The following is a 23,559-nucleotide window of genomic DNA, read 5'->3' on the forward strand; positions in this document are numbered from 1 at the left end:
TCCAAAATCCAAAATTGAACGACTCCTAACTCCCAACTCCTTCCAACGAAGCTGGACGGACAACCAGATGACGATGCGGCTCTTTACCGCGACTAAAGGTTTCCAAATCTCCAAATTCCTTCAAGAAGGTATGAACTTGACGGCGTTCAGCAGAACTCAGGGATTTGATTTCCACTTCTCTACCAGAAAAGCGCACTTCATCGGCTGCTGCTTCTGCTAATGCGCGAATTTCGGCTTCTCTCTTGACCCGGTAGCCATTCAACTCAATAGTGTAAGAAGCTTGTTCTTCGGGGGGTTGGCTGAGGTTAAGAACCGAATTTGCTAGATACTGAATCGCATCTAGCACAGAACCATCGGCACCAATTAATACCTGGATGTGTTCTGACGTAAAGTTGGTTTGGTCAATTGTCAACCAGTAGTTATCTGGTTCTGGGGAATCGCCGTCTTGAGATTGGGCAGTTTCTAAATGACCCTGAATCTCAGCAGGTATCCCAGTGAGTTCCAGCAGCGTTTTTAACCACTGCTGACCTCGCTGCATCGCAATGTTGCTCATGATCCCCCTGTGGCCTTTTTCTTACCACTTTTTGGTTCAAACGGCAATGCCTTTTGTTCTGTGACTGCTGCTTCTTTCTCCTGGGTTTCTACGATTTTTTGCAGTTCTTCTGATAGAGGTTCGCGGGAGAGAAGATAAGTTTGTGCAGTCTGGAAAATATTACCAATCACCATATACATCAGCACCCCAGCTGGTAAGGGGAAGAACAAAAACATCCCAGAAAAGATGACTGGGGTGATTTTGTTAACTGTATCCTGCTGCGGATTGCCACCACTGGAATTTTGCCCAGAAAGCATTTGGCTAACATAAAGGCTGATCCCAAAAAAGACAATCATGGCGACAATATCCCAGTGGATTGTGCCATCTGGATCATTTGCGCCAACCCTGCCTAAGGCATCAATAAATAAAAAGCCTTTGTCTGCTGCTAGTCCAGGAATAGTTCCTTGAATGGTAACTTCTCCCGGCTGCAAGGCTTCGACATTGCCTTGAGCATCAATTTTGATCCGATCTTCCCCTTTGGTGACTTTCCAATCAGGAATCAGCTTATTTTCTGGGTGTTCTGCTAAGAGTACTTGAAATGGTTTCCCGTCAACGGTCTGATATTGTATCTTGGTTTGTTCTCCCACCGCTAGTTTGTTACCACTGGGAAGGATTGCAGCTACTTTAACGTGTTCGCCATCGGCAACGTAAATATTTTGAGGAGCTGTGGCAAAGGCTTGCGGTTGAATTTGTTCGATTTGTTCTGCGGGAAAGATTTCCAGGTTAACGCTGTAGTTGGCACCTGCAAAAGGCGAACCCCGCAAAGTGGCAAATAGCGCTAACAAGACTGGCATTTGCACTAGTAATGGAAAACAGCCTGCTAAAGGGTTGCCAAATTCTTTTTGAACATTGACCATTTCCTCCTGCTGCTTTTGCGGATCATCCTTATAGCGCTCTTTGATTGCTGCCATCCGCTTTTGCATCAAAGGTTGTACAATTCGCATTTTCCGCATATTGCGAATTGAGCCAGCACTCAGGGGATAGAGCGCAAAGCGGACTATCAGTGTCAAAGCAACGATCGCTAATCCGTAGCTAGGCACAATACCATAGAAAAAATCTATGATTGGCAGCATCACGTTGTTCGAGAGAAAGCCGATACCAAAATCCATTATTCTGAATTCAACCTGAGGTACTGTAAACTGAATCTAATTTATCTAAATCATAATTTGTCGGCGACTATCTTTCGCTACGGATAGCCGCACATTTAAATGGGGCATTGGGCATGGGGCATGGGGCATTGGGCATTGGGCATTGGGCATTGGGCATTGGGCATTGGTTATTCCTCTTGTCTCCCTCATCTCCCTCATCTCCCTCATCTCCCTCATCTCCCATCACTTGTTGCCAGCAGCGCTATATTCGGGATTTTTCGCTGCAATTCTTTCGTTGATGTAGTCATAAACTTCCCGAAACTTGGGGATTGCACGCAATTCGAGACGACTGCCGTTTTTTAGGGTTAGCACCATATCCCCCCAAAAGCCTATGCCACGGGGAACTTTGACGATTTTGACAATTTCTGAGTAAATTACGTCAGTGCGATCGCGCCCCTGCCAACCTCCGATCACGGTAATTCGGCGATCGGTGATGCGGAAACGCAGCCACAATGCCCTGACAATTGCCCCGACTGTTAATGGTATCCCGACAATGGTTAGCCCAATCAGCAGGTTGATAATTAAATCCCCAAGATGGGGGCCACCTTCATAATAAACATCTTCACGAATTCCCATCGAACACCTCAGCTTGTGCCAACAACTGCTCTAATTCTTGCAGAAATTGTGGGCTTACGCACTTAGATTCTGCTGCTGCGGGTTTGACAATCACCACTAGCCGCCATCCTGGTGATAATTTGGGCAGTAAGTTATGTAAAGCACCAGTAATTTGCCGTTTGATTCGGTTGCGAACCACTGCCCTTTTGCTGACTTTTGTGCTTATGGAAATGCCAATCCGCGTGCTGGCAAGATGTGCTGAGTCAGTTGCTTGTGTAGTCTGGGTGGCAGTGTTCAAAGAAGGTTTTGTTGAACATAACGGTTTTAAGGCTCTCAATGTTAAATAAGAGCCATGACGCCGAATTCCTTCCCGGAAAACTGCCTGGAAATCCTTGCGGGATTTTAGCCGATTTGCTTTGGGCAAAGCCACAGATGCTTTTTATAGCTTGATATGCCCTAAACGCTCAGGCGGTGACGTCCCTTTCTTCTCCTAGCGCTAATGACGTTTCTGCCGTCTGGTGTCCGCATCCTGGCGCGAAAACCAGAGGTTCTTTTTCTCTTACGGCTAGTGCCGCCCAGTGTTCTTTTCATACAGTTCTCCGCTTAGGTGATTTTTATAAAAACTCACAATCTCATATTGTATCACTTTATTAGGGAATTTGACAAAACAGTTCTGAGTTCCCAGTTGTGAGTAAAGAAGTGAGATTCCCCACTCCCCACTTCCTACTCCCCACTCCCCACCTTAATTTATGCTCAAAATCCATGTTCCCATGTAGCGTAGTAGTGGCACATCGCCAGGGGAGAGAACTTGACAGTTGAAATAATAAACTCCGCCGAAGGCTGGGTTTTGGACGTTAGATAAGACTAACTCAACTGGGCTACCTGCTGGCACCGGCTCTTGGGGAAAAATATTAATCAGCTTACCTTCTTTGTCCCACTTCACCTCGGAAAGCGGAACTGCTTTGCCTTTGACTCGAACTTCAATTTTTTTCGGGTCAAAAGTTCCTTTGTAATAATCAGGGTAGGTAATGGCAAATTGACCAACTGCCAATTTCATTCTTTTGGCTGGAATCCTCAATATGTATCGATCCCAACCATTAGCTTGTCCACCAAAATCTAACCTAAAGGGCAGCTGATTTTCGCCTTTGACACCGCTAAACAGTGTCAATCCAGGTAAGCTTTGCGCCCAAGTTAGGGCTGGTAATCCAGTAACCAAAAAACTAGTCAGGGCTAAAGCAGAAAGTAAACGTCGCATAATTGGGCTTCCTCTACCAAAATGTAAATCTGTTATCTAAAATAACTGTGTGTTAGTATTCTTTACTAAACTTTACTACTGACTTCCTAAGAATGGACGTTTAATAACAATAAAAAGTGCCGTCCTCGCTGAGGTTTGGACGACAGCAAAATTACTTAGATATAAATTTAACATATATAGCAGTCTGCTTTGATTTTTGAAATTATTTGCATAGACAGGGAGTAGGGAGTGGAGAGTGGGGAGTGGGGAGTGGGGAAGAAGCCTTTTCGGGATGTACTGATTTTTTTCAAAAATCAAATACGAGTCCTATACTCGATTTAATTTATTACCCTTGTAGAGTCCTGATTTGATGACTAAGTTAGTCAAATTTGAACTAGATAGAAACACAGTTAGGATTAGATTGTATTTCCAAATATGTACAAGTGTATCTAAATTTGAGAATTTTGTAATAAAAATTGAGCCGCTACATCAGCGATCGCCACTTAACTTGCGCTAAATTGATTAAAATGAGTTTGAATCAAAGTCGTAATCCTTAAAATTTAATTTGGAAATTATAAAACTTTCAAAATTTGGTCAATATTACTCTATAAGAAAGGAATACCAAAATTTCTCAATCCCTAAAACAAGCTGAAGATCAAGATGCAAAATTTGGGAATCATCAATTTAGGATGTGCAATACGTAACCCTGTTTGCAACTATCTGAAAATATGACCTCTGCGAGCGGCAAAGCTTCACTTTGCCTGGAGAGCTAAGAGTGGGAGAGGAAAGATTCAAGGTTCAATCTACTAGTAAAATTCATAGGTGATGTTCCTGCCTAAGTATTATGAGTGCGGGATACTCCTCATTTGGAAAATCGCTTACTTGGCAGAGATTAGGTATTTATCTTCAGGAGATTTCATGAGAATAGCAGTTGCTAAAGAGATTGAAGTTTGTGAACGTCGTGTGGCATTAATTCCTGACGCCGTTGCCCGATTGGTAAAACAAGGTTTGGAAGTCTGGGTAGAAACAGGTGCAGGAGAAGGAGCTTTTTTTAGCGATTCTGCCTATCAAGCAGCAGGAGCCACAATAATCAGCGATACTGCTAAATTATGGGGCGAAGCTGATATTCTACTGAAAGTCGGCCCACCGCAAGAACGAGAAGATGGACGCTCAGAAATTGAATTACTTCGGGAAGGGGCTGTTTTAGTCAGTTTCCTGAATCCCTTGGGAAATCCTGTAGTGGCGCAGCAACTGGCAAATCGCAAAGTCACAGCTTTGAGTATGGAAATGATTCCCCGTACTACCAGGGCGCAAAGTATGGATGCTTTGTCCTCGCAAGCTTCATTAGCAGGTTACAAGGCTGTATTAATTGCCGCAGCAGCATTACCGAAATATTTCCCGATGTTAACCACAGCCGCAGGCACGATCGCTCCAGCCAAAATATTTATTATGGGCGCTGGTGTAGCCGGATTGCAAGCGATCGCCACCGCTAGACGTTTGGGAGCAGTGGTAGAAGCCTTTGATATCCGTCCCGCCGTCAAAGAAGAAGTGCAAAGTTTAGGGGCAAAATTTGTTGAAGTCAAATTAGAGGAAGAAACTGTCGCCGCAGGTGGTTACGCCAAGGAAATTTCTGAGGCTAGCAAACAACGTACCCAGGAAGTTGTCGCCGAACACGTCAAAAATTCTGATGTGGTGATTACCACCGCCCAAGTACCTGGGAGACAAGCACCACGGCTAGTTACAGAAGAAATGGTGGCACAGATGAAACCAGGTTCAGTAATTGTGGATTTGGCTGCTGAACAGGGGGGTAACTGCGCCTGCACCGAACCCGGTAAAGATATTGTGTGGAACGGTGTAACAATTATCGGCCCCATCAATCTCCCATCATCGATGCCAATTCATGCCAGCCAATTGTATGCCAAGAACGTAACATCGTTGATTCAACTGCTAATTAAAGACAAAGCTTTGCAGGTAGACTTTGGCGACGACATCGTTGATGCAGCTTGCGTTACCCACGCAGGTGAAATTCGCAATCAACGAGTGCGGGATGCGCTCGAAGCGTTGAATACTCAACAACCGGCGGTTAGTTAGGGAATTGGGAGATGAGGGGGATGAGGGGGATGAGGGAGATGAAGGAGCAAGAACTAATGCCCAATGCCCAATGCCCAATGCTCAATGCCCAATGCCCATTTACATTAAGGAGTTTTGATTTCATGACAGAGGCATTACTTGCTGCTTTGTTTGTATTTGTTTTGGCATCTTTTATCGGCTTTGAAGTCATCAACAAAATACCACCGACTCTCCACACACCCTTAATGTCAGGCTCAAACGCGATTTCTGGGATTGCGGTACTTGGGGCAATAGTTGCTGCTGGTGCCAGAGAGACGAATGTATCAGTAATTCTCGGTTTGATTGCTGTGGTATTGGCAACAGTCAACGTTGTGGGTGGTTTTTTAGTGACAGACAGAATGTTGCAAATGTTCAAGAAGAAGGAGATTAAGGCGTGAGCGACTTTTTACCAACTGGCATTCAGCTGACGTACTTAGTCGCTGCATCGTTATTCATTCTGGGCTTGAAAAAGCTGGGATCACCTGCTACAGCGCGGAACGGTAATCTTATAGCGGCTGTGGGGATGTTGCTAGCGATCGCAGCGACAATGCTGGATCAACATGTGTTGAACTACGAGATGATATTGTTGGGCTTGGCGATTGGATCGGGAATTGGTGCGATCGTTGCCTATAAAGTCCAAATGACGGAAATGCCCCAAATGGTGGGTTTACTCAACGGTTTGGGCGGTGCGGCTTCGGCATTAGTAGCTGTTGCCGAATTCTGGCGGTTATTAGATAGTTCTCAGCCGATACCCCTAGATGTCAACATTTCCATACTATTGGACGTGTTAATCGGTGGTATTACCTTCACAGGTAGTTTTTTAGCCTTTGCCAAATTGCAAGGTTTAATTAGTGGTTCCCCGATTACATTTCCTTTCCAGCAACCATTTAACCTCTTGCTTCTGGGTGCTTATATAGTAGGTAGTGCCTATTTAATCATCACACCAGATAGCTTACCCATATTCTTGGGAGTAGTTGGCGTTTCATTGGTGCTGGGCGTGATGTTCGTCATCCCCATTGGTGGCGGCGATATGCCAGTGGTAATCTCGTTGTTGAACTCGTTGTCTGGTGTGGCGGCTGCTGCTGCTGGGTTCGTGGTGATGAACAATATGTTAATCATCGCTGGGGCTTTGGTGGGAGCATCTGGGTTAATCCTCACCGAGATTATGTGTAAGGCGATGAACCGCTCGTTATTTAGTGTACTGTTCAGCGCTTTTGGTACAGGTTCTAGTTCTGGTGGTGGTGCTGCTAGTGGTGGTACAACCGATCAAAGCGTCCGTAGCATCGATGCCGAAGAAGGGGCGATGATGTTGGGTTATGCCCGTTCTGTGGTAATTGTACCTGGTTATGGGATGGCAGTTGCCCAAGCGCAACATAGCGTCCGGGAATTGTCAGATCAGCTAGAACGGATGGGCGTTGATGTCAAGTATGCGATTCACCCCGTTGCTGGGAGAATGCCGGGGCACATGAATGTGTTGTTGGCGGAGGCAAATGTGCCTTATACGCAGTTGTACGACATGGATGATATTAATCCCCAGTTTGAGCAAGCAGATGTGGCTTTAGTAATTGGGGCAAATGATGTGGTAAATCCGGCGGCGCGGAGTGATACAAATAGTCCGATTTATGGTATGCCGATTTTGGAAGTTGATCGGGCGAAGCAGACGATTGTAATTAAGCGCGGGATGAGTACGGGTTTTGCCGGTGTAGATAATGAGTTGTTCTACAAGGATAAGACGACGATGCTTTTTGGTGGCGCTAAGGATATGGTGTCGAAGTTGGTTTCGGAAGTGAAGCAACTTTAAGAGAAACGAACCGCGTTCGCGCGGCGTCTCGTAAAGAAGGGCGCAAAGGGCGCGAAGTAAAGAAAGAATGTAGAGAGTTTGCTTGCTTTGGGAGTCTGATGCTTCTGAGGCAAGTTTTTTTGTCGGAAAATTACCTCATGCAAAGGGGCAAAGAATAGAAAGTTTATTTATTATAGACTTGATAATTTAGGAAAATTTTCAGTTTGGTTATTTTACTTGACATTCCATGTATACTCAATTACTTTTGACTAACAAATTTTAATTTTCCAAGTAAAATAACAGAGTTATGTTAAGTCAATATTTTTTTAATGATAAGTTTCTAGAAAAAAGAGTTGATACATTTTATGGATATGGTAATTATAAAGGAAATTATTGGTTTATTGGTATGGAAGAAAGAGGAGAAAATTTTCAAGATATTGAAAAAAGAATAAATATATGGTCAAACAGGGGCAAATGTGAAATAGATGATGTTGCAGAATATCATATAGATATGGGAACATGGGACGCAAGAATACAACCAACATGGAATAAATTGATTCGCATTCTCTTAAGTGCTAAAGGAACAGGGAATATTGATATAGAAGATGTCCGTAAATATCAAAAAAACGAATTAGCTAGAAAATATAAAGAGACTTGTTTATTAGAATTATTACCTTTACCCTCACCATCTCTTAAACATTGGATATATGGTGAATGTTCTAAGCTTACTTTTTTATCTAATAGAGATACTTATGAAAATTATTGTCTTGAAAAGCGAATAAATCATATTAGTCAAAGAATAAAAGAACATCAACCTAAAGCTGTTGTTTTCTATGGTAAAGGATATGAATATTCTTGGAGAAGAGTAACTGAAAAAATAACTGACGTTAAGTTTTCACCAACTTCAGAAGGTTTCTTAATTTGTAGAAATAGTCAGACTGTGTTTGTTATAGCTAAACATCCTGTAGCTAGAGGTGTAACAAGTGAATATTTCCATAAGATTGGTAGATCAATCGCTGCTAAAATAGCACAAAAATAATTATTTGCTTAGTTTGTGGTTCGTTTAAAAAAGGCGATCGGCTGCAAAATTTCCATTGTGCGTAGGCGAAGCCAGCCGAAGGCATCGCTCTCTTCTTCCTCTGAGTCTCTGTGGTTCGTTGAAAAAAGCGATCGCCTGCAAAATCTCCAGTGTGCGTAGGCGAAGCCAGCCGAAGGCATCGCTCTCTTCTTGCTCTGTGTTCTCTGCGCCTCTGTGGTTCGTTAAAAAAAGCGTAGGCGAAGCCCGCCGAAGGCATCGCCTGCAAAATCTCCAGTGTGCGTAGGCGAAGCCAGCCGAAGGCATCGCTCTCTTCTTCCTTTGAGCCTTTGCGTGAGATAAAAAAGCGATCACCTGCAAAATCTTCAGTGTGCGATCGCTCCCTTCCTCTGCGTCTCTGTGGTTTGTTAAAAAAGCGATCGCCTGCAAAATCTCCAGTGTGCGATCGCCCTCTTCTCTTCCTTTGCGCCTTTGCGTGAGATAAAAAGAGCGATCGATCGCCTGCAAAATCTCCAGTGTGCGTAAGCGAAGCCCGCCGAAGGCATCGCTCTCTTTTTCCTCTATGTCCTCTGCGTCTCTGTGGTTCGTTAAAAAAAGCGTAGGCGAAGCCCGCCGAAGGCATCGCCTGCAAAATTTCCAGCGTGCGTAGGCGAAGCCCGCCGTAGGCATCGCATTAATCTTTGAGTTGAAAACTGAGCCGTATTCGTTCATCAAATCAATTAGCGATAAAATTTGAATATAGTAAATTTAGTAGAGTTATTTGTCATGAATATTTCCCTTAAACCTGAGCATGAGCAGTTTATTCAATCCCAAATTCAAGCTGGGAGATATGCTAATGCAGAAGAAGTGATGAACGAAGCATTCAAATTGCTACAAATACGAGAACAACGTTTGGAAGAACTTCGGGGAAAAATAGTGATTGGAAAGGAACAAATTGCAAGAGGAGAGGTTACAGATGGTGAGATAGTATTTGCTCAATTACAAGAAAAAATCAATAAAATTGCTGAGTCTCAAAAATGAGTAACTACTCTTTTTCTGATGAAGCAGTCAAAGATTTAAATACTATTTGTGAATATATTGCTCAGAATAGTCCCAGTGGTGCTAGTAAACTTTTTGATGCAATTCGCCAGAAATGCAAATTAGTTGCTGGATTTCCCAACATGGGGAAGAGTTATGAGCAATTATCTCCCAATCTACGGGGATTTAACATTGAAGAATATATCATCTTATACTATCCCAGAGAAGATGGAATTGATATTGCCCGTGTCATGAGTGGATATAGAGATTTGGAGTCACTGTTTTTAGAATTAGAGTGAAATAGCCATAGTCTAATTGTAGTTTCACAACAAACGCGATCGCTCTCTTCTATTCTTCCTTGGCGTCTTGGCGGTTCATTAAAAAAAGCGAAGCGATCGCTAAATCTCGACAGTGCGTAGGCGTTCGCGTAGCGTTCCGCAGGAAAGCCCGCCGTTGGCATCGCTCTCTTCTGTTTTTACTCTGCGTGAGATAAAAAAGCGTAGGCGAAGCCCGCCGTTGGCAAAGCCTCTCGTAGAGAAGGCATCGCCTGCAAAATGTCCACAGTGCGTAGGCAAAGCCCGCCGTACCCTTCCCTACGGGACGCCAGGGGCGAACGGGATTTTATTACTTGTGGCAATAACAACCTCATGCCCATAATTAGCAACTAAAATAGATTGAGATGCTAAAATTACATCACCATCTAAAGCTTTATTATCTGCTGTAGATTTACCTTGATTTCGGACTTCAGCCCATAACTCTGCTGCTTTCAACATCACTTCTGTTGTAATAGGAAGATAGATAATTTCTGATTTGAGTTGATTAAGTTTTCTAATTCCTGATAATTTATTTGCCCTTAACAATTCACGTCTAATTTCATAATCTATAATTTCTGGTAAAATTACTTCATATCCTCTCTCAAAGAGCGTATAAAACCATTCTTGACATTGCACAGCTAGAGGCATTGCTTTTGGATTAGTAATTAATCCCACAGGTGCAGAATCTAAGATAATAACCTTACTCATCCTATTTTAAATAGAAATGCCTTTCATAGATTCAATAATTTCTAAGGTTTTTTGTTGTTCTTCTTGTTCATCTAACTCATTCCATGACTCGAATAATTTTTTAATGTTTGTTTTCCTTTCTTGTTGCTTAACGGCATCACTATGATTAATTTCATTGATAGCATTTTCCCAGTGATTTAATGATGTCTGTTTCATCGTCACAGTTTGACGAAATAGACGTACAAATTGCAGTAATTCTGGGAGATATTCTTCTGGAGTTTGTTCAATCTCTAATAATAAATCAGCGCGGGGTTTAGTTGATGATTGTGCTGTGATAGGTTGATTATTGTTCATAAGTACCTTCCAAGTAAATAATTTAATAACACGAGTATAGTAATCCGCTTTGATTATTGAACTGACTTGCGTAGGCTGGGAGTAGGGAATAGGGAGTGGGGAGTAGGGAATAAGCCTTTTCGATTAGTACTTAATTTGTTCAAAAATCAAATAGGAGTCCTATAGATATTAATTGGTTTTAGTATGGGTAGTTATATTATATTTTAGCGTGAATGGCTATTTTAGTTTCCCGATCAAGTCCCGACGCTTACATGGTATCCAATGGATCAAGGATCGGTTGCTGATCGAGGTAATCAATTAAGCGATCGCTCTCTTCTGACTCTGTTTCCTCTGCGTCTTTGCGTGAGATAAAAAAGCGTAGGCGAAGCCCGCCGTTGGCATCGCCTTCCTCTTACCTCTGTGTTCTCTGCGCCACTGTGGTTCGTTAAAAAGAGCGATCGCATAACCTACTTCATTGAGAATGTGTTGCCCTAGACTCGTCTTGGAGTATCGCATTCCCAGATTTGCTGTAAGTGCGATATCTTGAGATTAATTAAGCGTCTAGACCTGACAATGCCAAAGAAAATCAGGGAACTCAAACAAATGTTGGTAAGAGCGAATTTTACAGAAATCCCAGGTAAAGGAAGTCATACAAACTGGATACATCCTTTATATGCAGGAAAACTTACGGTTTCTGGTAAAGACAGTTCAGACGCAAAACGCTATCAAGAGAAAGACGTTCAACAAGCAATTCAAGAAGTAGAACAAAAACAGCTAGAGAATCAAGAAGATGAGCAAATTTAAATATCAAATGCTAATTCAATGGTCTGATGAAGACAACTGCTTTTTAGTCGGATTTCCCGATTTCCCTGGACAGCCTTTTCGGACACATGGTGATACTTATGAGGAAGCTGTTGCAAATGGTGCCCAAGCATTGGAGTCATTGATAATGGCTTATGAAGCCACCGGCGAAGCACTTCCAAAACCGACCGTTTGTAAGGTGGCTTAAATGGATAGTGCGTTGATAAAGTGACTCGCTTATTTTCTATCGCCTAATCTAACGTTATCATCAAGGCGAGCATTTGCTTTTTATTGAAATGCGCTCGCCTCTCTCTCCTTCCTCTGTGTCACGCCAGTTGCTTCAAGTCGGGAAACCCGCCCAACGCACTGGCTTCTCTGCGCCTCTGCGGTTCGTTAAAAAAAAGCGTAGGCGAAACCCGCCGAACGCGAGTGCGTCTCCAAGAGTTGGCATCGCCAAATCTTCGCAATGTGGATCGCTAAGAGATGAAGTGAGAAATACTTAAGACAACAGCTAATGCTTGAGAAACAAGTTGCATTTTTGAGTCGGAAAGTTGATCTAGTTTTCTCACTAATCTTATTTCGGAAACTGAACGTATTTGAAAAATATCTACACCATCTAAAATTCGGTGATGCCTTATTTAACCCGTAAACACATATACTCCATATCAAAATATTGATTATTAAATTTATACGCCATTTTCTCTATTCCATATATTTGAAAGCCTAATGAAAAATAAAGTTGTTTTGCTGAGAGATTACTTGTAACAACATCAAGTAATAATATTTCTATCTCGTTAATAGCCTTTGCTCTTTCAATTAATTCATTCAGTAATAATTTACCTATGCCTTTTCCTCGATATTCTTGTTGAACATACATACTACGAATATATGCTTTATGCCTGACTTTTATTCTTGATTGTTGATGAAATGCGACTATTCCAATTAACTCTTTATCCTCAAAGCAGCCCAAGATAAAGTTATTGTTATCTACTGGAATTCTATCCCGAAATTGATCTATCGTCTTAATTGCTTCTTCATGATACATTGTGCCAAATGAATCTGGATTGTTATATAAAGCTTCTAATCTGATTTGACTATAATCTTCTGCATCATGCTTTGTTAATTTTCTAATTATCATTGGATGAAATATAAATAAAAAACAAAAAAAGCTGAGACTGGAATTAGAAGAAAATTTGAGATGCGCTAACCCTCTGAGTTTTTATCCCTTCAACACTTGCTAGTCAATTCCATAATTTTCTCAAACTGAAAATCATAAGCGAAATTCTTGATAAAATTTCGCAGCGCAGCATTTTCAGAAGGGATTTGCTCAATCAATTGTAAAATCAGGTCATCACTGCATTGGGCTGCGGCAGTGTACACCTGTTTCATCCATTCAGGCGACATTTCAGATAATAGAGTCACTAAATCCGTAAGCGTCAACGTTGATTCTATTTCCTGTTGCCTTGCATCTGCTATCTGATAGCTTTCTTCTTGATAAATATATTGAACTCCTAAATATTCGCTCAATTTCTCTAGTAATAGTTCCTCCCGGAAAGGCTTATTAATATAATCATCACAACCAGCTTTGATCATTGCCTCTCGCTGTTCCTCAAAGGCATTAGCAGTTAAGGCGATGATAATGGTCTTGTGATTTGGAATTGAGGTTTCTTCTCTAGCTTTAATAACTTTTGTGGCTTCATAGCCGTCCATAATCGGCATCCGCATATCCATTAAGATTAGGTGTGGTTGCCATGTCTGCCAAAGTGCGATCGCTTCAGTGCCATTTGTTGCTTCCTGGACTGCAAAACCAATAGATGTCAGAATTTTGATTAGCACTAAACGGCTGTCTATGGAGTCATCAACCACCAAAATGCGGTATTCACTTTGAGCCGGCGCTAAACTCATAACTTGGCGTCTAGTTTGTTTGATCTGGATTTCGCTGGCTGCGGCTAGACCAATTTGAATATTAAAAGCAAATTTACTTCCCTCGCCAATAATGCTGGAGACGCTAATATTTCCCCCCATTAATTGTACGTATTTGCGACTAATTGCTAAACCTAGTCCTGTTCCCTGTTGCGATTTCCTTCCGGTTTCAGTTTGCCCAAAAGCTTCAAACAGCAAGTCAATTTCTTGTGGGGCAATACCGCGACCAGTGTCTTGTACCTCGAAGGAGAGATGAGGGGGATGAGGGGGATGAGGGGGATAAGAAAGATTTTGCTCTCCCTGCTCCCTCATCTCCCCCTGCTCCCTCATCTCCCCCTGCTCCCTCATCTCCCCCTGCTCCCTCATCTCCTCCTGCTCCCTCATCTCCCCCTGCTCCCATCTCACCCGTAGCGTCACCCTCCCAGTATCGGTAAATTTGATTGCATTTCCCAAGAGGTTAAGCAAGACTTGACGCAGTTTACTTTCGTCAGCTTGGATGTACTGGGGGAGGTAAGATTTATATTCAAAGACCAATTCTAATCCTTTGGAGGTGGCGCGGAAGCGCAACATCTCTTCAAGGTTTTCCAAGAGGCGAATTAAGTCAAAACTGTTGAGATTTAATGTTATTCTACCAGCTTCAATTTTCGACATTTCCAAAATGTCGTTGATTAAGTTGAGGAGATGTTCGCCAGCACGATTGATGATTGTTAGATTTTGCTGATGTTCTGTAGATAAAGCACGATCATGGCTCATCACTTGGGTAAAACCAAGGATGGCGTTGAGTGGGGTACGTAATTCGTGGCTCATGTTGGCAAGGAATTCGCTTTTGGCGCGGTTGGCAGCATCAGCAATGATCACAGCTTCTTGCAATGCTTGTGACTGCGTTTGGGTTTGCGCTAGCAATTGTGCCTGCCCAAAAGCAACACCCAACTGATTGCCAATTTGAACTACGATGTTGACTTCTTCTGCTTTCCATTGACGGGGAGCGGAATTTTGATAACTCGCTAGTAATCCCCAAAGCTGACTACCATATAAAATGGGGACAATAATGTAGGCTTTAGCCTGAAAGCGCTCTAAGAAATTGACATAAGCAGGATGAAACCCAGCGTTATAAATGTCTGGGACACAGAGGAAATTTGCACCTGGGGTTGCTTGCAGATTAGGATCTTGCACCTGGTTATCCGCGCTAGCCAAAATTTTTGCTAGGCAACGTCCATCTTGGAAGACACCTTCTGTGAGATGAGGGTCATTTTTGTGTTCTTCAATCAGAGAAATCCAACCATTACCTACCGACTCGGAGAGAAATTCGCCACTCCACTGAGGATTGAAACGATAGACAACAACCCGATCGCAATTGAGTACTTGCCGTAATTCCTGGGTTGTAGCCGCAAATATCGTCTCTAAATCCAGTGTTTGGCGCATCCTTTGAATTACTTGGGCGATCGCTCTTTCTCGTTCTGCACTCTCACGCAAGGCTTCTTCTGCCAATTTTCTCTCGGTGATATCTGTAATTGTACCGATGTAACCTTGAATTTCTCCATCATCGCCAAATTCTGGCAAAGCCTGACAAATTACCCAGACCACCGTACTCTGATCACGCAACAACCGATGTTCGTTCTTATACATTTTTTTAGCGGCTCTGGCTTGATCCCATACCAAGAACATCTGCTCACGGTCGTCTGGATGTACGGCATTTACCCAACCTGTTAAGAGAGAGTTTTCTAAACTGTATCCAGTAATCTCACTCCAGCGTTGATTAAAATATAAGACATTGCCATCTATATCTGCGTGAAATATACAAGCTGGTGAGGCTTCTGCTAGAAGTTGATATCGCTGTTGACCTGACTGCAAAGCTAATTCGGCCAATTTGCGATCGTTAATGTCTGCCCAATAACCAACGCATTCTATAGGGTAATCAGCTTCGTCACGGATTAACCTCATCTTTTCGTAAAACCAGTGATAAGTTCCGTCAGCGTGTAACCACCGGTATTCGTAGGAGATGTACTCCTGCTCAACAAGCTGGTTAAATTTTTCTGAGATCAGTTCAATATCTTGGGGGTGGACGTGCTGAAGCCAAAAACTGGAATCCTCGATAAATTCCCGCGCTTCGTAGCCCACCATTGCTTTAATGTTCTCACTGATAAAAGTAGTGCTAAAATCTTCTGATGTTTTGCTGCTATAAATGACTACAGGGCTAGAGGTGAGCAGATATTGCAGGCGTTCGTTGGCTAAACGCAATTCTTGTTCAACACGTTTACGATAGCTAATTTCTACTAAAACACTGCCTATACCAGAGGGGCGATCGTCCTCACCAGGAATCGGAAAATAAGAAGCTAAGAAGTGGCGGATAATATCTGGTTGTTTAATTGATGCGCCGCTTAATTCTTGATTGAGAATCGGTTGACCAGTCAACAAAACCTGTTGATAGATTGGTTCCACTAGGGAGGCCATGTGGGGTAAGACTTCATAGATGGTCTTGCCAATATGATCTTGCTGGGGTAGTCCATTAATCTCCGCCAGTAATTGGTTGATTTGCACAAACCGCAGCTGGTTATCTACAATGTTCATGCCGACGGGAGCGCTGCTAAAAAAGGCATTCAGGCGAGCTTCTCTGAGTGCTAGTTCTTGTTCTAGAGTTTTGCGCTCAATTAACCCACCTAACTGAGCAGCAACAGCACTGACTAGCAAGAGCAAACGTCTATCTACCAATACTGAGCTACGTTTAAAAAACACTAAAACAGCTAATACTTGGTTTCCAGCCAGTATGGGAACACCAAAACTAGCTTTTAATCCTACCTTTGCGGCTTGTGGCGATGCCTGGGTTGGGCTACGCCTACGCAAAAAAACTGGCTCTGTAACTTGCGAAACATCTTCTATCCATTCGGGTTCCTGGCTTTGCCAAACTCTTCCTGGTAGTCCCAATCCCAGAGCAAATTTCACAGTTTGGCTTTGGCGGCAGAATTCTGCTAAACTACTCTCCTCACCGTACCAGCTCAGATTGTGTTCTAAAACAGTACCATCTTCATTAGGTATCCATGCTTCCCCAAAATCCCAGCCAATGGTGTGACAAATTAAGCGCAAGACCACTGCTAAAGCGCTATTGACATCACTGGCGCGAGCGATCGCTTGGGTTGTCAACAGTAGCAAACGGCTTTCATTTTCTGCCTGCTTGCGTTCAGTAATATCTTTCGCTGTGCCCAGTACGTACCATTGTCCATCAATCTCGATCATTTCCGCACTAAGCAGTGTCGTCCTAATTTCTCCGGTTGAAGTGCAGACATCAACCTCGTAATTGCGGATGGCTTTTGTTTTTTGCAGCATCTGGGCGAGGAAATTATATTCTTCTGGATTCGCCCAAATATTCAATTCTTGATCGGTGTGATCAATCACCTGAGAACGAGAATAACCAAAAAACCGACAAAAGCTGTCGTTAACTTCGATGTAGCGTTTGTTGCGAACAGTAATTAAGGCTATTGGATCAGGAGATGACCGAAAAGCTGATGCTAACTTTTCTTCAGAAGCCCGTCGTGCTGCTTCTGCGCGTTGGCGTTCTTTTGCCTCCAACACCAAGGATGTTAAATTGCCCAGAGAGCGAGCAAAATTTTGGTCTTCTAGCGTCCAATGATGAGTAACTCCCACTGCCTCCAGACATAAAACTCCTACAGTCTTGCCCTCCAGCCTAATAGGTGTATCGAGTATGGAAGTAATGTTTAATCTTGAGTAAAATGCCGAAAATTCTCTAGTTCTGGGATCGGTATGGGCATCATCTGCGGCGATTGGTTGGTCTTGCTGCAAAGCTGCAAAATAAGCTGGATAGTCTGCCTCTGCCAAGGAAAGTCCTTCGCTATGTTGATTACTACTGGCCTCAAATAAGTCAAAACACTCAATTTTCATGCTTGTTTCGTCATACAGCCAGATACTAGTTCGTTCCACTCCAATATTTTGGACAGCTGTTTCTGTGATTTTACTCAAAGCTGCTTTCAAGTCACCCTCATAGAGCGTCTGATTTTGTGCCAGTTGGGTTAGCACTAGGTTATGATTGCGGAGCTTAATCGCGCTTTCTTGGAGTAATTTTTCTACTCCTCGACGCTGTGTAATATTACTAGCAGTACCTGTCATGCCTATAACCAGACCCTCTTCGTTGCGTAAGGCGATCGCATTAAACATTAGATAAAGTAAAGTACCATCTTTAGCGACACAGGTAGTTTCATGCTGAAAGATTGGCTTTCCCTGAAAAACATGCTCAAAGACTACTTTATCTTGAGCAACTTGTATAGGCGAGATGAAATCAGTCAAGCTACGCCCGATCATTTCCTGGGGTTCATAGCCATAAATCTGCTTGACTGCCGGGTTGACAAAGGTAATTAGTCCATCAATATCCACCGACCAGATCATATCCTGGGATGTCTCCACTAGGTGGCGATACTGACTTTCACTCTTTTTCAGGGCGGCTTTGGCGTAGCGATCGCTTTGGTAAACTTCTTTACAAGAGGCTGTGCCAATGCTAACAGGAATTTGTTGGAAAATCTCTTCTAATTGTTTGTTCCGAATATTTAACTCAACAGTAACCCGTTGACGCTCTTTAATCTCCTGTTGCAGTTGGGCATTTTGTTCTTTCAACTGTTTTTTCAGCCTTTGGAGAGTCAGTTGATTTTGGACGCGTAATAAAACTTCTTTAGTTTGGAATGGTTGAGTAATATAGTCAATATCGCCTAAATTAAAGACGTTTATTTTTTCAAATAATTCATCTAAAACACCGAAAAAAATTATCGGAATCTCTTGAGTTTTATAGTTAGCTTTCAAATGTTGACAAACTTCATAACCATCCATCTCTAACATGAGAACGTCTAGCAAAATCAAATCAGGGGGAGAAGCCAGCGCCATATTGATTGCCAATTCTCCAGAAATGGCACTTTGCACCTGATAACTTTGGTGTTGAAAGATATCTGATAAAAAATGTAAATTCTCTAGATTATTATCAACTAATAAAATTTTTATTTTTTGAGCATTCATATCAGTTACTAAATTACAGGAATAAATTATTGAATCAAACTGAACATGAAATCAGAAAGCAAAACTCTGTTACCAGATTGTAAATAAAATTATCGTCTCTTACCATCATACTTCAGCGCCGGCTGTAGGCAAAAGTTGCAGATGAAGCAGGATAACTGGTTATACTGCCAAATCTCTGTGATGCAACATCGGAATACAAAGATACAGCAAAGCGGATATCGCCCATACACCATGCTGATTCGATCCGATTGGTAATGGCATCAACTCCCCAGCCATTAAACCGGCGATAACATACGCTCTGGGGCAATTCATGAATTGCCCCTACGGAGAAAATCATTCTTTTCGGCTATTGTTTGGGTAAGTCCTGCTTTTTTTGTTTTATACGGTAAATCCAACCTATGTCTGTACGGTTTTCCCAACTATTTTTAGATTTTTATTTTATTAAATTACTTACTAGAGAGAAGAAACAAAGCTCCTCTCGAAAAAACTAGAGGTTCGATAATTGCTTAAATATCTGAAACCTCTAAACACCTCTAAACTTTGTTTGATTACCCAAACTTGAATTAGAAAGTTAAGGAGAGATTGAGATATGGCATTCATTCGTTGGGAACCATTGCGTGAAATGGAGATTCTGCGTCGTCAAATGGATCAACTTTTCTCTGAGCTTACAGCAGCCGAGCGCGGCAACTCCGAGATTTCTCCATCACCGAGAACAGCGTGGGTTCCTGCTGTGGAATTATCTGACAATGGTTCCGAGTTGCTATTAAGAGTTGAGATTCCAGGAGTGGAAGGTAAAGACCTGGATGTTCAAGTTACTCAAGACGCAGTTTCGATTGCTGGTGAGCATCGTTACGAAAAACATTCCCAATCTAACGCTAAAGTTCATTCTGAATTCCGGTATGGCAACTTCACTAGAGTAATTGCTCTGCCAACCAAAGTTCAGAATCAACAAGTTAAGGCAGACCTGAAAGATGGGATTTTAATTCTGACTTTACCCAAACTGGAGCAAGAGCAGAGCAAGGTATTCAAAGTGAATTTAGGCCAATCTGAAAGTGCTACAGCTTCCATAGAAGCTGGCAATGCTAACACACAATCCAACATTATATCACAATAAAGCGTTCAAACTTCTGAGAAGATGTTCTATTGATTCAATGGTTCCTATATCTTTGAAATAGGTCAATTTTGATAGAAACCCCAGCTAAACTCATCTGCTGGGGTTTTTATTGCTTTTTTTACCAGCCCTTTCGAGGCGGGAGTGGGGAGTAGGGAGTGGGGAGTGGGGAACAAAAGAGAAAACTAGAGATAGAAAAGTTGGTTTTAAGCCTCGCCCGATGCGATGCCCGTAGCTCTGCCGAAGGGCTAAGCGAAAAAATCCCTATTTTTCAAGGTAGGTTGAAACCCCGATGCCAGTTTTCTCAAGTCGGGAAACCCGCCCACGAGAGTGGCTCCCCGATGTTAAGCAGCTTAGTTTCCCTACTCCCTACTCCCTACTCCCCATTCATTCACCACTCTTTCGGTAAATTCCGGGAGAGGGTGCTATTCCTCTTGCACATCAACCCAGATACTGCCTTCTTCTACACGAATCGGAAATACTGGCAGTGGCTTTGGTTGTGAAACCAACGAGAGTAATTTACCTACACCAGGTGGCCAGGAACACCAGTCTTGTACCTCACCAGTCCGCAGGTCAAAAGCACTGTGATGGAAGGAACAAACAATTGTCCCACTTTCAGTGATTTTCCCACTTTTCAGTGGTAATTTCATATGAGGACAGGTGTTATCTACAGCATAAAGCTGACTTTCGTGATTCAAAAGCAGAATTTTCCGATTACCAACTTTCACTACTTCTCGCGTACCTGGGGAAAGTGCTTCGACTGCAAGAACTTTAGTCCAACTCATTAGGTTCTCCTCTCCTAATATATCTGCTTTCAGTTTCCCGCAATTGTGACCAGTGCGATCGCCTTTCAGTTGTGGGAGTGGGGAAGGATAAAGTCAGTAGTTCACAAACTTTTTCCGAAAGAGCGATGTCTACGGCGGGCTTTGCCTACGCTGGTGAGATGTCATAACTATAAAATATGACATTAAATTCCATTGTTACACTGAACAAACTGATTTCTGAGTAAACTAAAGAGAGCGCTTCCTGTCACAGCATCATCGGGATTGTGGCTCATAATAGACAATTTTGGGCGATATAAAAAATGATTAAGACAAGTTACGAATTTGACCAGTCTATCCTCCCCGCAGGATCTTCATTAAAGACTAATATTCTGCTACGTTTTCGGGCTGAGGTAGCTGAATCTCCCCGACGTAACCTTAACCTTTCTCTTGTAATTGACCGTTCCGGCTCTATGGCTGGCGCTCCCTTGCATCATGCACTCAAAGCCGCTGAATCTGTGGTGGATCAACTTGAGCCAGATGACATTCTCTCAGTAGTTGTTTACGACGATGAAGTGGATAGCGTTGTGCCACCCCAAGCTGTGACTAACAAGGCTGCACTGAAAAATTCTATCCGCAAGGTGAGAGCCGGGGGTATTACCAACTTATCGGGGGGATGGATCAAAGGCTGTGAACATGTAAAGACGCGACTTGATCCGCAAAAAATAAATCGTGTTCTCCTGCTTACCGATGGTCACGCCAATATGGGCATTCAAGACCCGAAGATACTCACGGCGACATCGGCGCAAAAAGCTGAGGAAGGCATTATCACAACTACGTTAGGTTTTGCTCAGGGTTTCAATGAAGACCTGCTGATTGGGATGGCAAGAGCCGCGACGGGTAACTTCTACTTCATTCAAAGCATTGATGAAGCAACGGAAGTGTTTAGTATTGAACTAGACAGTCTTAGAGCAGTAGTGGGACAGAACCTCAAGGTGACACTGGAGTTGGCTGATGGTGTCAGCCTTGTTGATACCTTAAGTCTTGCTCAAGTTAGCCAAAATAAAGCTTCTCAACCTGTCCTCACCTTGGGAGAGCTTTATGAGGGCGAAGACAAACTTCTCGGTTTGAGTTTGATGATATCAAGCGCTCAAATTGGTGAGTTACCTGTGATGAAACTACATTACAGCGCCGATGTTGTGCAAGATGACCTGATTCAAAGCGTATCAGGTACAGTAGATGTCATCGCCAAAGTTGGTACTGTTGAGGAAGCAGCTTTTGCCTCTACGAGCCATATCATTATTGAACTGAGTCGCCTGACGATCGCTAAGGCTAAAGAAATTGGACTGAATCTAGCTGAACATGGCAAGCATCAGGAAGCTGAACAAACCCTCCGGGCGCTTGTGAAAGATTTGCGGGATAAAGGGTTGAACGAGAATTTTGAAATTGCTGAAGAGATCGATCAGCTTGAGTATTTTGCAGGTCGGATCGCCCAAAAAGCTCTAGGCAATGCCGGACGTAAAGAGATGCGGGATCAGTCTTACCAGACGATGACGCGCAATCGCAGCGATCTGGTGGGTCGCGGTGTCACTGCTGGCGATGAAGTGTACGCGATACCGATTGTGAATGAAGTCGGTTCAGGTGTTGAATTGTACTGCGTTCGTGAAGGGGGTAAACTGCGGATCAAAGTCATGTCCGAAGGCTACGATTCAACCAAAAACATCCAGTTTCCTCGCGCCATTCGTGCCGAGGGAGCAAGCTATGTTGTTGAAGGACTGGAACTCTCAAGGGAACGCACTTTCTACCGTGTACGTGGTAATATCACTCGTTTTGCTCAACCGGGTAAAGCAGATATCTTCGTTGCCCCTAGACAATCGAATCTAACTAACACAGGCAAAGCTTCCAAAGGCCCTGCTAGTGCCGCCGATCTGACCACAACTGACAGTGTAGGGGACAGCATTTTAGTTCAGTGTGTCAAAGATGGCAGCAAGCTGCGTGCTAGGGTAGTTTCCGACGGATATGAACCGGATTGGAATATGCGTTTTCCGCGATCGGTTCGCGAGGAAGGAATGCTTTACCTGGTTGATGAAGTCAAAACCGCACCTGATGGCAAGTCCTATATTGCTTGTGGTGAAATTAAGCGGTTTGTCCAACCCACTACTACCAATTGAGTAGCCCTTTCAAAGTGACTGATAAAATCTTTGCTTTCCTCTCTGCGTTACGGACACTTTGCTCAAGTCAAGCCAGCCGCTTGCGGGGGTTCCCCCTGTTGTGCGGACTGGCGTGGGAAACCCGCCCATGCAAGTGTCCTCCTCTGTGCCTCTGCGGTTAAATAAATCACTTTTAAACCGCAGAGGCGCAGAGTACACAGAGAAAAGAGCAATTATTGCCCAAAAATTTTACCCACCATAAATCTTCTCGAATTTGTTATTATTCAGGAAAAAAGCAACGGATAGAACAACAAAATCCGGGTAAAAGTGGTGATGTAATTTCATCATCGCCTAACAAAGTAGCAACTAAAACCAATTGTGCTTTTTCTCGCCGATAAACTTCGACTTGTTGAGTGAAGCGATCAACAATCCAATATTCACGCACGCCTTGAACTAAATAAAGTTTCAGTTTTGCTTCTTTGTCTCGAAATTCGTTTTGTTTACCAGGGGATAAAACCTCTATTACTAACTCTGGTGCGCCTGTTAAATGTCCCGCTTCATCTTCAATTTGCGCCAGTGGTTCTCGACTTACCCAAACTACATCCGGTATGACGCTATCTGCTTGCGAAAAAATCACTCCTGGAGGCACAATTGTCTCCCCTAAACCACTCGAATCTGACCAAACATCGAGTTGTCGAGAAATTTTGCCACAAACTTGTTGATGACGGCGGTGAGGAGTGCCAGTCACAAAGAGTTCTCCATTAATAATTTCATAGCGCGTCCACTCATTTTCGGGTAGAACCTCTAAATCCTGAATTGTCCAGCGTACTCCCTCAATGGCTTGGTTCATGATTGTCCCCGTTTGGCTCGTTGCCTTTCTTTGTTTAATTTTATTTTTCCTTCGGGCAAGGCAGCTATGATATTTAAAATAATTCGTAATTCGTAATTCGTAATTCGTAAAATTAGAACCATAATGAAAAGCGGAAGATCAGGCG

At 43.0% G+C, this 23,559-nt stretch carries 27 protein-coding genes; 10 read left to right on the forward strand and 17 right to left on the reverse strand.

The genetic code is table 11. The features are described from left to right. Positions 1 to 25 precede the first annotated feature (25 nt). From V7L05_RS15780 to V7L05_RS15810, 7 genes are all read right to left on the reverse strand, one after another. The gene (locus V7L05_RS15780) at positions 26 to 553 is read right to left on the reverse strand and encodes a Jag family protein (RefSeq protein ID WP_335165310.1); all 528 of its coding nucleotides are present in this window, start codon (positions 551 to 553) and stop codon (positions 26 to 28) included. Further along, on the reverse strand, positions 550 to 1,701 hold the full coding sequence (yidC, locus tag V7L05_RS15785) for a membrane protein insertase YidC (protein WP_335165312.1): 1,152 nt from the start codon (positions 1,699 to 1,701) through the stop codon (positions 550 to 552). Before yidC ends, V7L05_RS15780 begins: the two co-directional genes overlap by 4 nt. A gap of 67 nt (positions 1,702 to 1,768) precedes the next feature. Then, positions 1,769 to 1,924: a histidine kinase gene (locus V7L05_RS15790; protein WP_335165313.1), complete on the reverse strand. Its 156-nt coding sequence runs from the start codon at positions 1,922 to 1,924 to the stop codon at positions 1,769 to 1,771. Next, entirely contained in the window at positions 1,924 to 2,316 is a 393-nt protein-coding gene (locus tag V7L05_RS15795) for a PH domain-containing protein (protein WP_335165314.1), read from the reverse strand. The genes V7L05_RS15790 and V7L05_RS15795 overlap by 1 nt, the downstream gene beginning before the upstream one ends. Further along, the gene (gene rnpA / locus V7L05_RS15800; RefSeq protein ID WP_335165316.1) at positions 2,303 to 2,725 is read right to left on the reverse strand and encodes a ribonuclease P protein component; all 423 of its coding nucleotides are present in this window, start codon (positions 2,723 to 2,725) and stop codon (positions 2,303 to 2,305) included. The genes V7L05_RS15795 and rnpA overlap by 14 nt, the downstream gene beginning before the upstream one ends. 26 nt (positions 2,726 to 2,751) lie before the next feature. Next, positions 2,752 to 2,886, reverse strand: coding sequence for a 50S ribosomal protein L34 (gene rpmH / locus V7L05_RS15805; RefSeq protein WP_094327629.1), 135 nt, complete (start codon positions 2,884 to 2,886; stop codon positions 2,752 to 2,754). Between the two features lie 151 nt (positions 2,887 to 3,037). After that, positions 3,038 to 3,550: a DUF2808 domain-containing protein gene (locus V7L05_RS15810; RefSeq protein ID WP_335165318.1), complete on the reverse strand. Its 513-nt coding sequence runs from the start codon at positions 3,548 to 3,550 to the stop codon at positions 3,038 to 3,040. 897 nt (positions 3,551 to 4,447) lie between these two features. On the opposite strand from V7L05_RS15810, the gene V7L05_RS15815 reads away from it, so the two are divergent. The 4 genes from V7L05_RS15815 to V7L05_RS15830 all read left to right on the forward strand — a co-directional run bounded on the left by V7L05_RS15815 (position 4,448) and on the right by V7L05_RS15830 (position 8,457). Continuing rightward, positions 4,448 to 5,620, forward strand: coding sequence for a Re/Si-specific NAD(P)(+) transhydrogenase subunit alpha (locus V7L05_RS15815; protein ID WP_335165320.1), 1,173 nt, complete (start codon positions 4,448 to 4,450; stop codon positions 5,618 to 5,620). 122 nt (positions 5,621 to 5,742) lie between these two features. Then, entirely contained in the window at positions 5,743 to 6,036 is a 294-nt protein-coding gene (locus tag V7L05_RS15820) for an NAD(P) transhydrogenase subunit alpha (protein ID WP_229547018.1), read from the forward strand. Next, positions 6,033 to 7,439 carry an NAD(P)(+) transhydrogenase (Re/Si-specific) subunit beta gene (locus V7L05_RS15825; RefSeq protein WP_335165321.1) on the forward strand — a complete coding sequence of 469 codons (1,407 nt, stop codon included), beginning with the start codon at positions 6,033 to 6,035 and terminating at the stop codon, positions 7,437 to 7,439. Before V7L05_RS15820 ends, V7L05_RS15825 begins: the two co-directional genes overlap by 4 nt. Before the next feature lie 286 nt (positions 7,440 to 7,725). Continuing rightward, positions 7,726 to 8,457, forward strand: a complete 732-nt coding sequence (locus V7L05_RS15830; protein ID WP_335165322.1) for a hypothetical protein — start codon at positions 7,726 to 7,728, stop codon at positions 8,455 to 8,457. A 24-nt stretch (positions 8,458 to 8,481) separates the two neighbouring features. On the opposite strand, the gene V7L05_RS15835 is transcribed toward V7L05_RS15830, so the two are convergent. Then, the gene (locus V7L05_RS15835) at positions 8,482 to 9,165 is read right to left on the reverse strand and encodes a hypothetical protein (RefSeq protein WP_335165323.1); all 684 of its coding nucleotides are present in this window, start codon (positions 9,163 to 9,165) and stop codon (positions 8,482 to 8,484) included. Between the two features lie 54 nt (positions 9,166 to 9,219). On the opposite strand from V7L05_RS15835, the gene V7L05_RS15840 reads away from it, so the two are divergent. Both V7L05_RS15840 and V7L05_RS15845 read left to right on the forward strand, forming a co-directional pair. Beyond that, positions 9,220 to 9,474: a type II toxin-antitoxin system ParD family antitoxin gene (locus V7L05_RS15840; protein ID WP_335165324.1), complete on the forward strand. Its 255-nt coding sequence runs from the start codon at positions 9,220 to 9,222 to the stop codon at positions 9,472 to 9,474. Next, a complete protein-coding gene (locus V7L05_RS15845; protein WP_335165326.1) occupies positions 9,471 to 9,770 on the forward strand; it encodes a type II toxin-antitoxin system RelE/ParE family toxin in 300 nt (99 codons plus the stop codon). Before V7L05_RS15840 ends, V7L05_RS15845 begins: the two co-directional genes overlap by 4 nt. A gap of 294 nt (positions 9,771 to 10,064) precedes the next feature. On the opposite strand, the gene V7L05_RS15850 is transcribed toward V7L05_RS15845, so the two are convergent. The 3 genes from V7L05_RS15850 to V7L05_RS15860 all read right to left on the reverse strand — a co-directional run bounded on the left by V7L05_RS15850 (position 10,065) and on the right by V7L05_RS15860 (position 11,321). Then, a complete protein-coding gene (locus V7L05_RS15850) occupies positions 10,065 to 10,493 on the reverse strand; it encodes a nucleic acid-binding protein (protein ID WP_335165328.1) in 429 nt (142 codons plus the stop codon). A 6-nt stretch (positions 10,494 to 10,499) separates the two neighbouring features. Then, positions 10,500 to 10,826: a hypothetical protein gene (locus V7L05_RS15855; protein ID WP_335165330.1), complete on the reverse strand. Its 327-nt coding sequence runs from the start codon at positions 10,824 to 10,826 to the stop codon at positions 10,500 to 10,502. A gap of 297 nt (positions 10,827 to 11,123) precedes the next feature. Further along, the gene (locus V7L05_RS15860) at positions 11,124 to 11,321 is read right to left on the reverse strand and encodes a hypothetical protein (RefSeq protein ID WP_335165332.1); all 198 of its coding nucleotides are present in this window, start codon (positions 11,319 to 11,321) and stop codon (positions 11,124 to 11,126) included. 57 nt (positions 11,322 to 11,378) lie between these two features. Between V7L05_RS15860 and V7L05_RS15865 the strand changes: the two genes are divergently transcribed. Beyond that, entirely contained in the window at positions 11,379 to 11,609 is a 231-nt protein-coding gene (locus V7L05_RS15865) for a type II toxin-antitoxin system HicA family toxin (protein WP_335165333.1), read from the forward strand. Beyond that, positions 11,596 to 11,814: a type II toxin-antitoxin system HicB family antitoxin gene (locus tag V7L05_RS15870; protein WP_335165334.1), complete on the forward strand. Its 219-nt coding sequence runs from the start codon at positions 11,596 to 11,598 to the stop codon at positions 11,812 to 11,814. The genes V7L05_RS15865 and V7L05_RS15870 overlap by 14 nt, the downstream gene beginning before the upstream one ends. 268 nt (positions 11,815 to 12,082) lie before the next feature. On the opposite strand, the gene V7L05_RS15875 is transcribed toward V7L05_RS15870, so the two are convergent. The 4 genes from V7L05_RS15875 to V7L05_RS15890 form a co-directional block, all read right to left on the reverse strand. Next, positions 12,083 to 12,244, reverse strand: a complete 162-nt coding sequence (locus tag V7L05_RS15875) for a type II toxin-antitoxin system PemK/MazF family toxin (RefSeq protein WP_335165357.1) — start codon at positions 12,242 to 12,244, stop codon at positions 12,083 to 12,085. Then, positions 12,241 to 12,744: a GNAT family N-acetyltransferase gene (locus V7L05_RS15880; protein ID WP_335165336.1), complete on the reverse strand. Its 504-nt coding sequence runs from the start codon at positions 12,742 to 12,744 to the stop codon at positions 12,241 to 12,243. Before V7L05_RS15880 ends, V7L05_RS15875 begins: the two co-directional genes overlap by 4 nt. Before the next feature lie 89 nt (positions 12,745 to 12,833). Then, positions 12,834 to 18,542 (reverse strand): PAS domain S-box protein, encoded by a 5,709-nt coding sequence (locus V7L05_RS15885; protein WP_335165337.1) that lies wholly within the window; start codon positions 18,540 to 18,542, stop codon positions 12,834 to 12,836. Positions 18,543 to 18,654: 112 nt separating this feature from the next. Next, positions 18,655 to 18,879, reverse strand: a complete 225-nt coding sequence (locus tag V7L05_RS15890) for a hypothetical protein (protein WP_335165339.1) — start codon at positions 18,877 to 18,879, stop codon at positions 18,655 to 18,657. Positions 18,880 to 19,131: 252 nt separating this feature from the next. On the opposite strand from V7L05_RS15890, the gene V7L05_RS15895 reads away from it, so the two are divergent. Next, positions 19,132 to 19,656: an Hsp20/alpha crystallin family protein gene (locus V7L05_RS15895; RefSeq protein WP_335165341.1), complete on the forward strand. Its 525-nt coding sequence runs from the start codon at positions 19,132 to 19,134 to the stop codon at positions 19,654 to 19,656. A gap of 422 nt (positions 19,657 to 20,078) precedes the next feature. Here the strand turns inward: V7L05_RS15895 and V7L05_RS15900 are convergent, their stop codons facing one another. Continuing rightward, positions 20,079 to 20,438 (reverse strand): Rieske (2Fe-2S) protein, encoded by a 360-nt coding sequence (locus V7L05_RS15900; RefSeq protein WP_335165343.1) that lies wholly within the window; start codon positions 20,436 to 20,438, stop codon positions 20,079 to 20,081. A 299-nt stretch (positions 20,439 to 20,737) separates the two neighbouring features. Here V7L05_RS15900 and V7L05_RS15905 point away from each other — a divergent pair, with 299 nt between their 5' ends. Next, positions 20,738 to 22,585 (forward strand): vWA domain-containing protein, encoded by a 1,848-nt coding sequence (locus V7L05_RS15905; protein ID WP_335165344.1) that lies wholly within the window; start codon positions 20,738 to 20,740, stop codon positions 22,583 to 22,585. 259 nt (positions 22,586 to 22,844) lie between these two features. Here V7L05_RS15905 and V7L05_RS15910 read toward each other — a convergent pair whose 3' ends face one another. Continuing rightward, positions 22,845 to 23,414: a Uma2 family endonuclease gene (locus tag V7L05_RS15910; protein WP_335165346.1), complete on the reverse strand. Its 570-nt coding sequence runs from the start codon at positions 23,412 to 23,414 to the stop codon at positions 22,845 to 22,847. Positions 23,415 to 23,559 lie beyond the last annotated feature (145 nt).

The organism is Nostoc sp., assembly GCF_036917755.1.
Lineage (GTDB): Bacteria > Cyanobacteriota > Cyanobacteriia > Cyanobacteriales > Nostocaceae > Nostoc.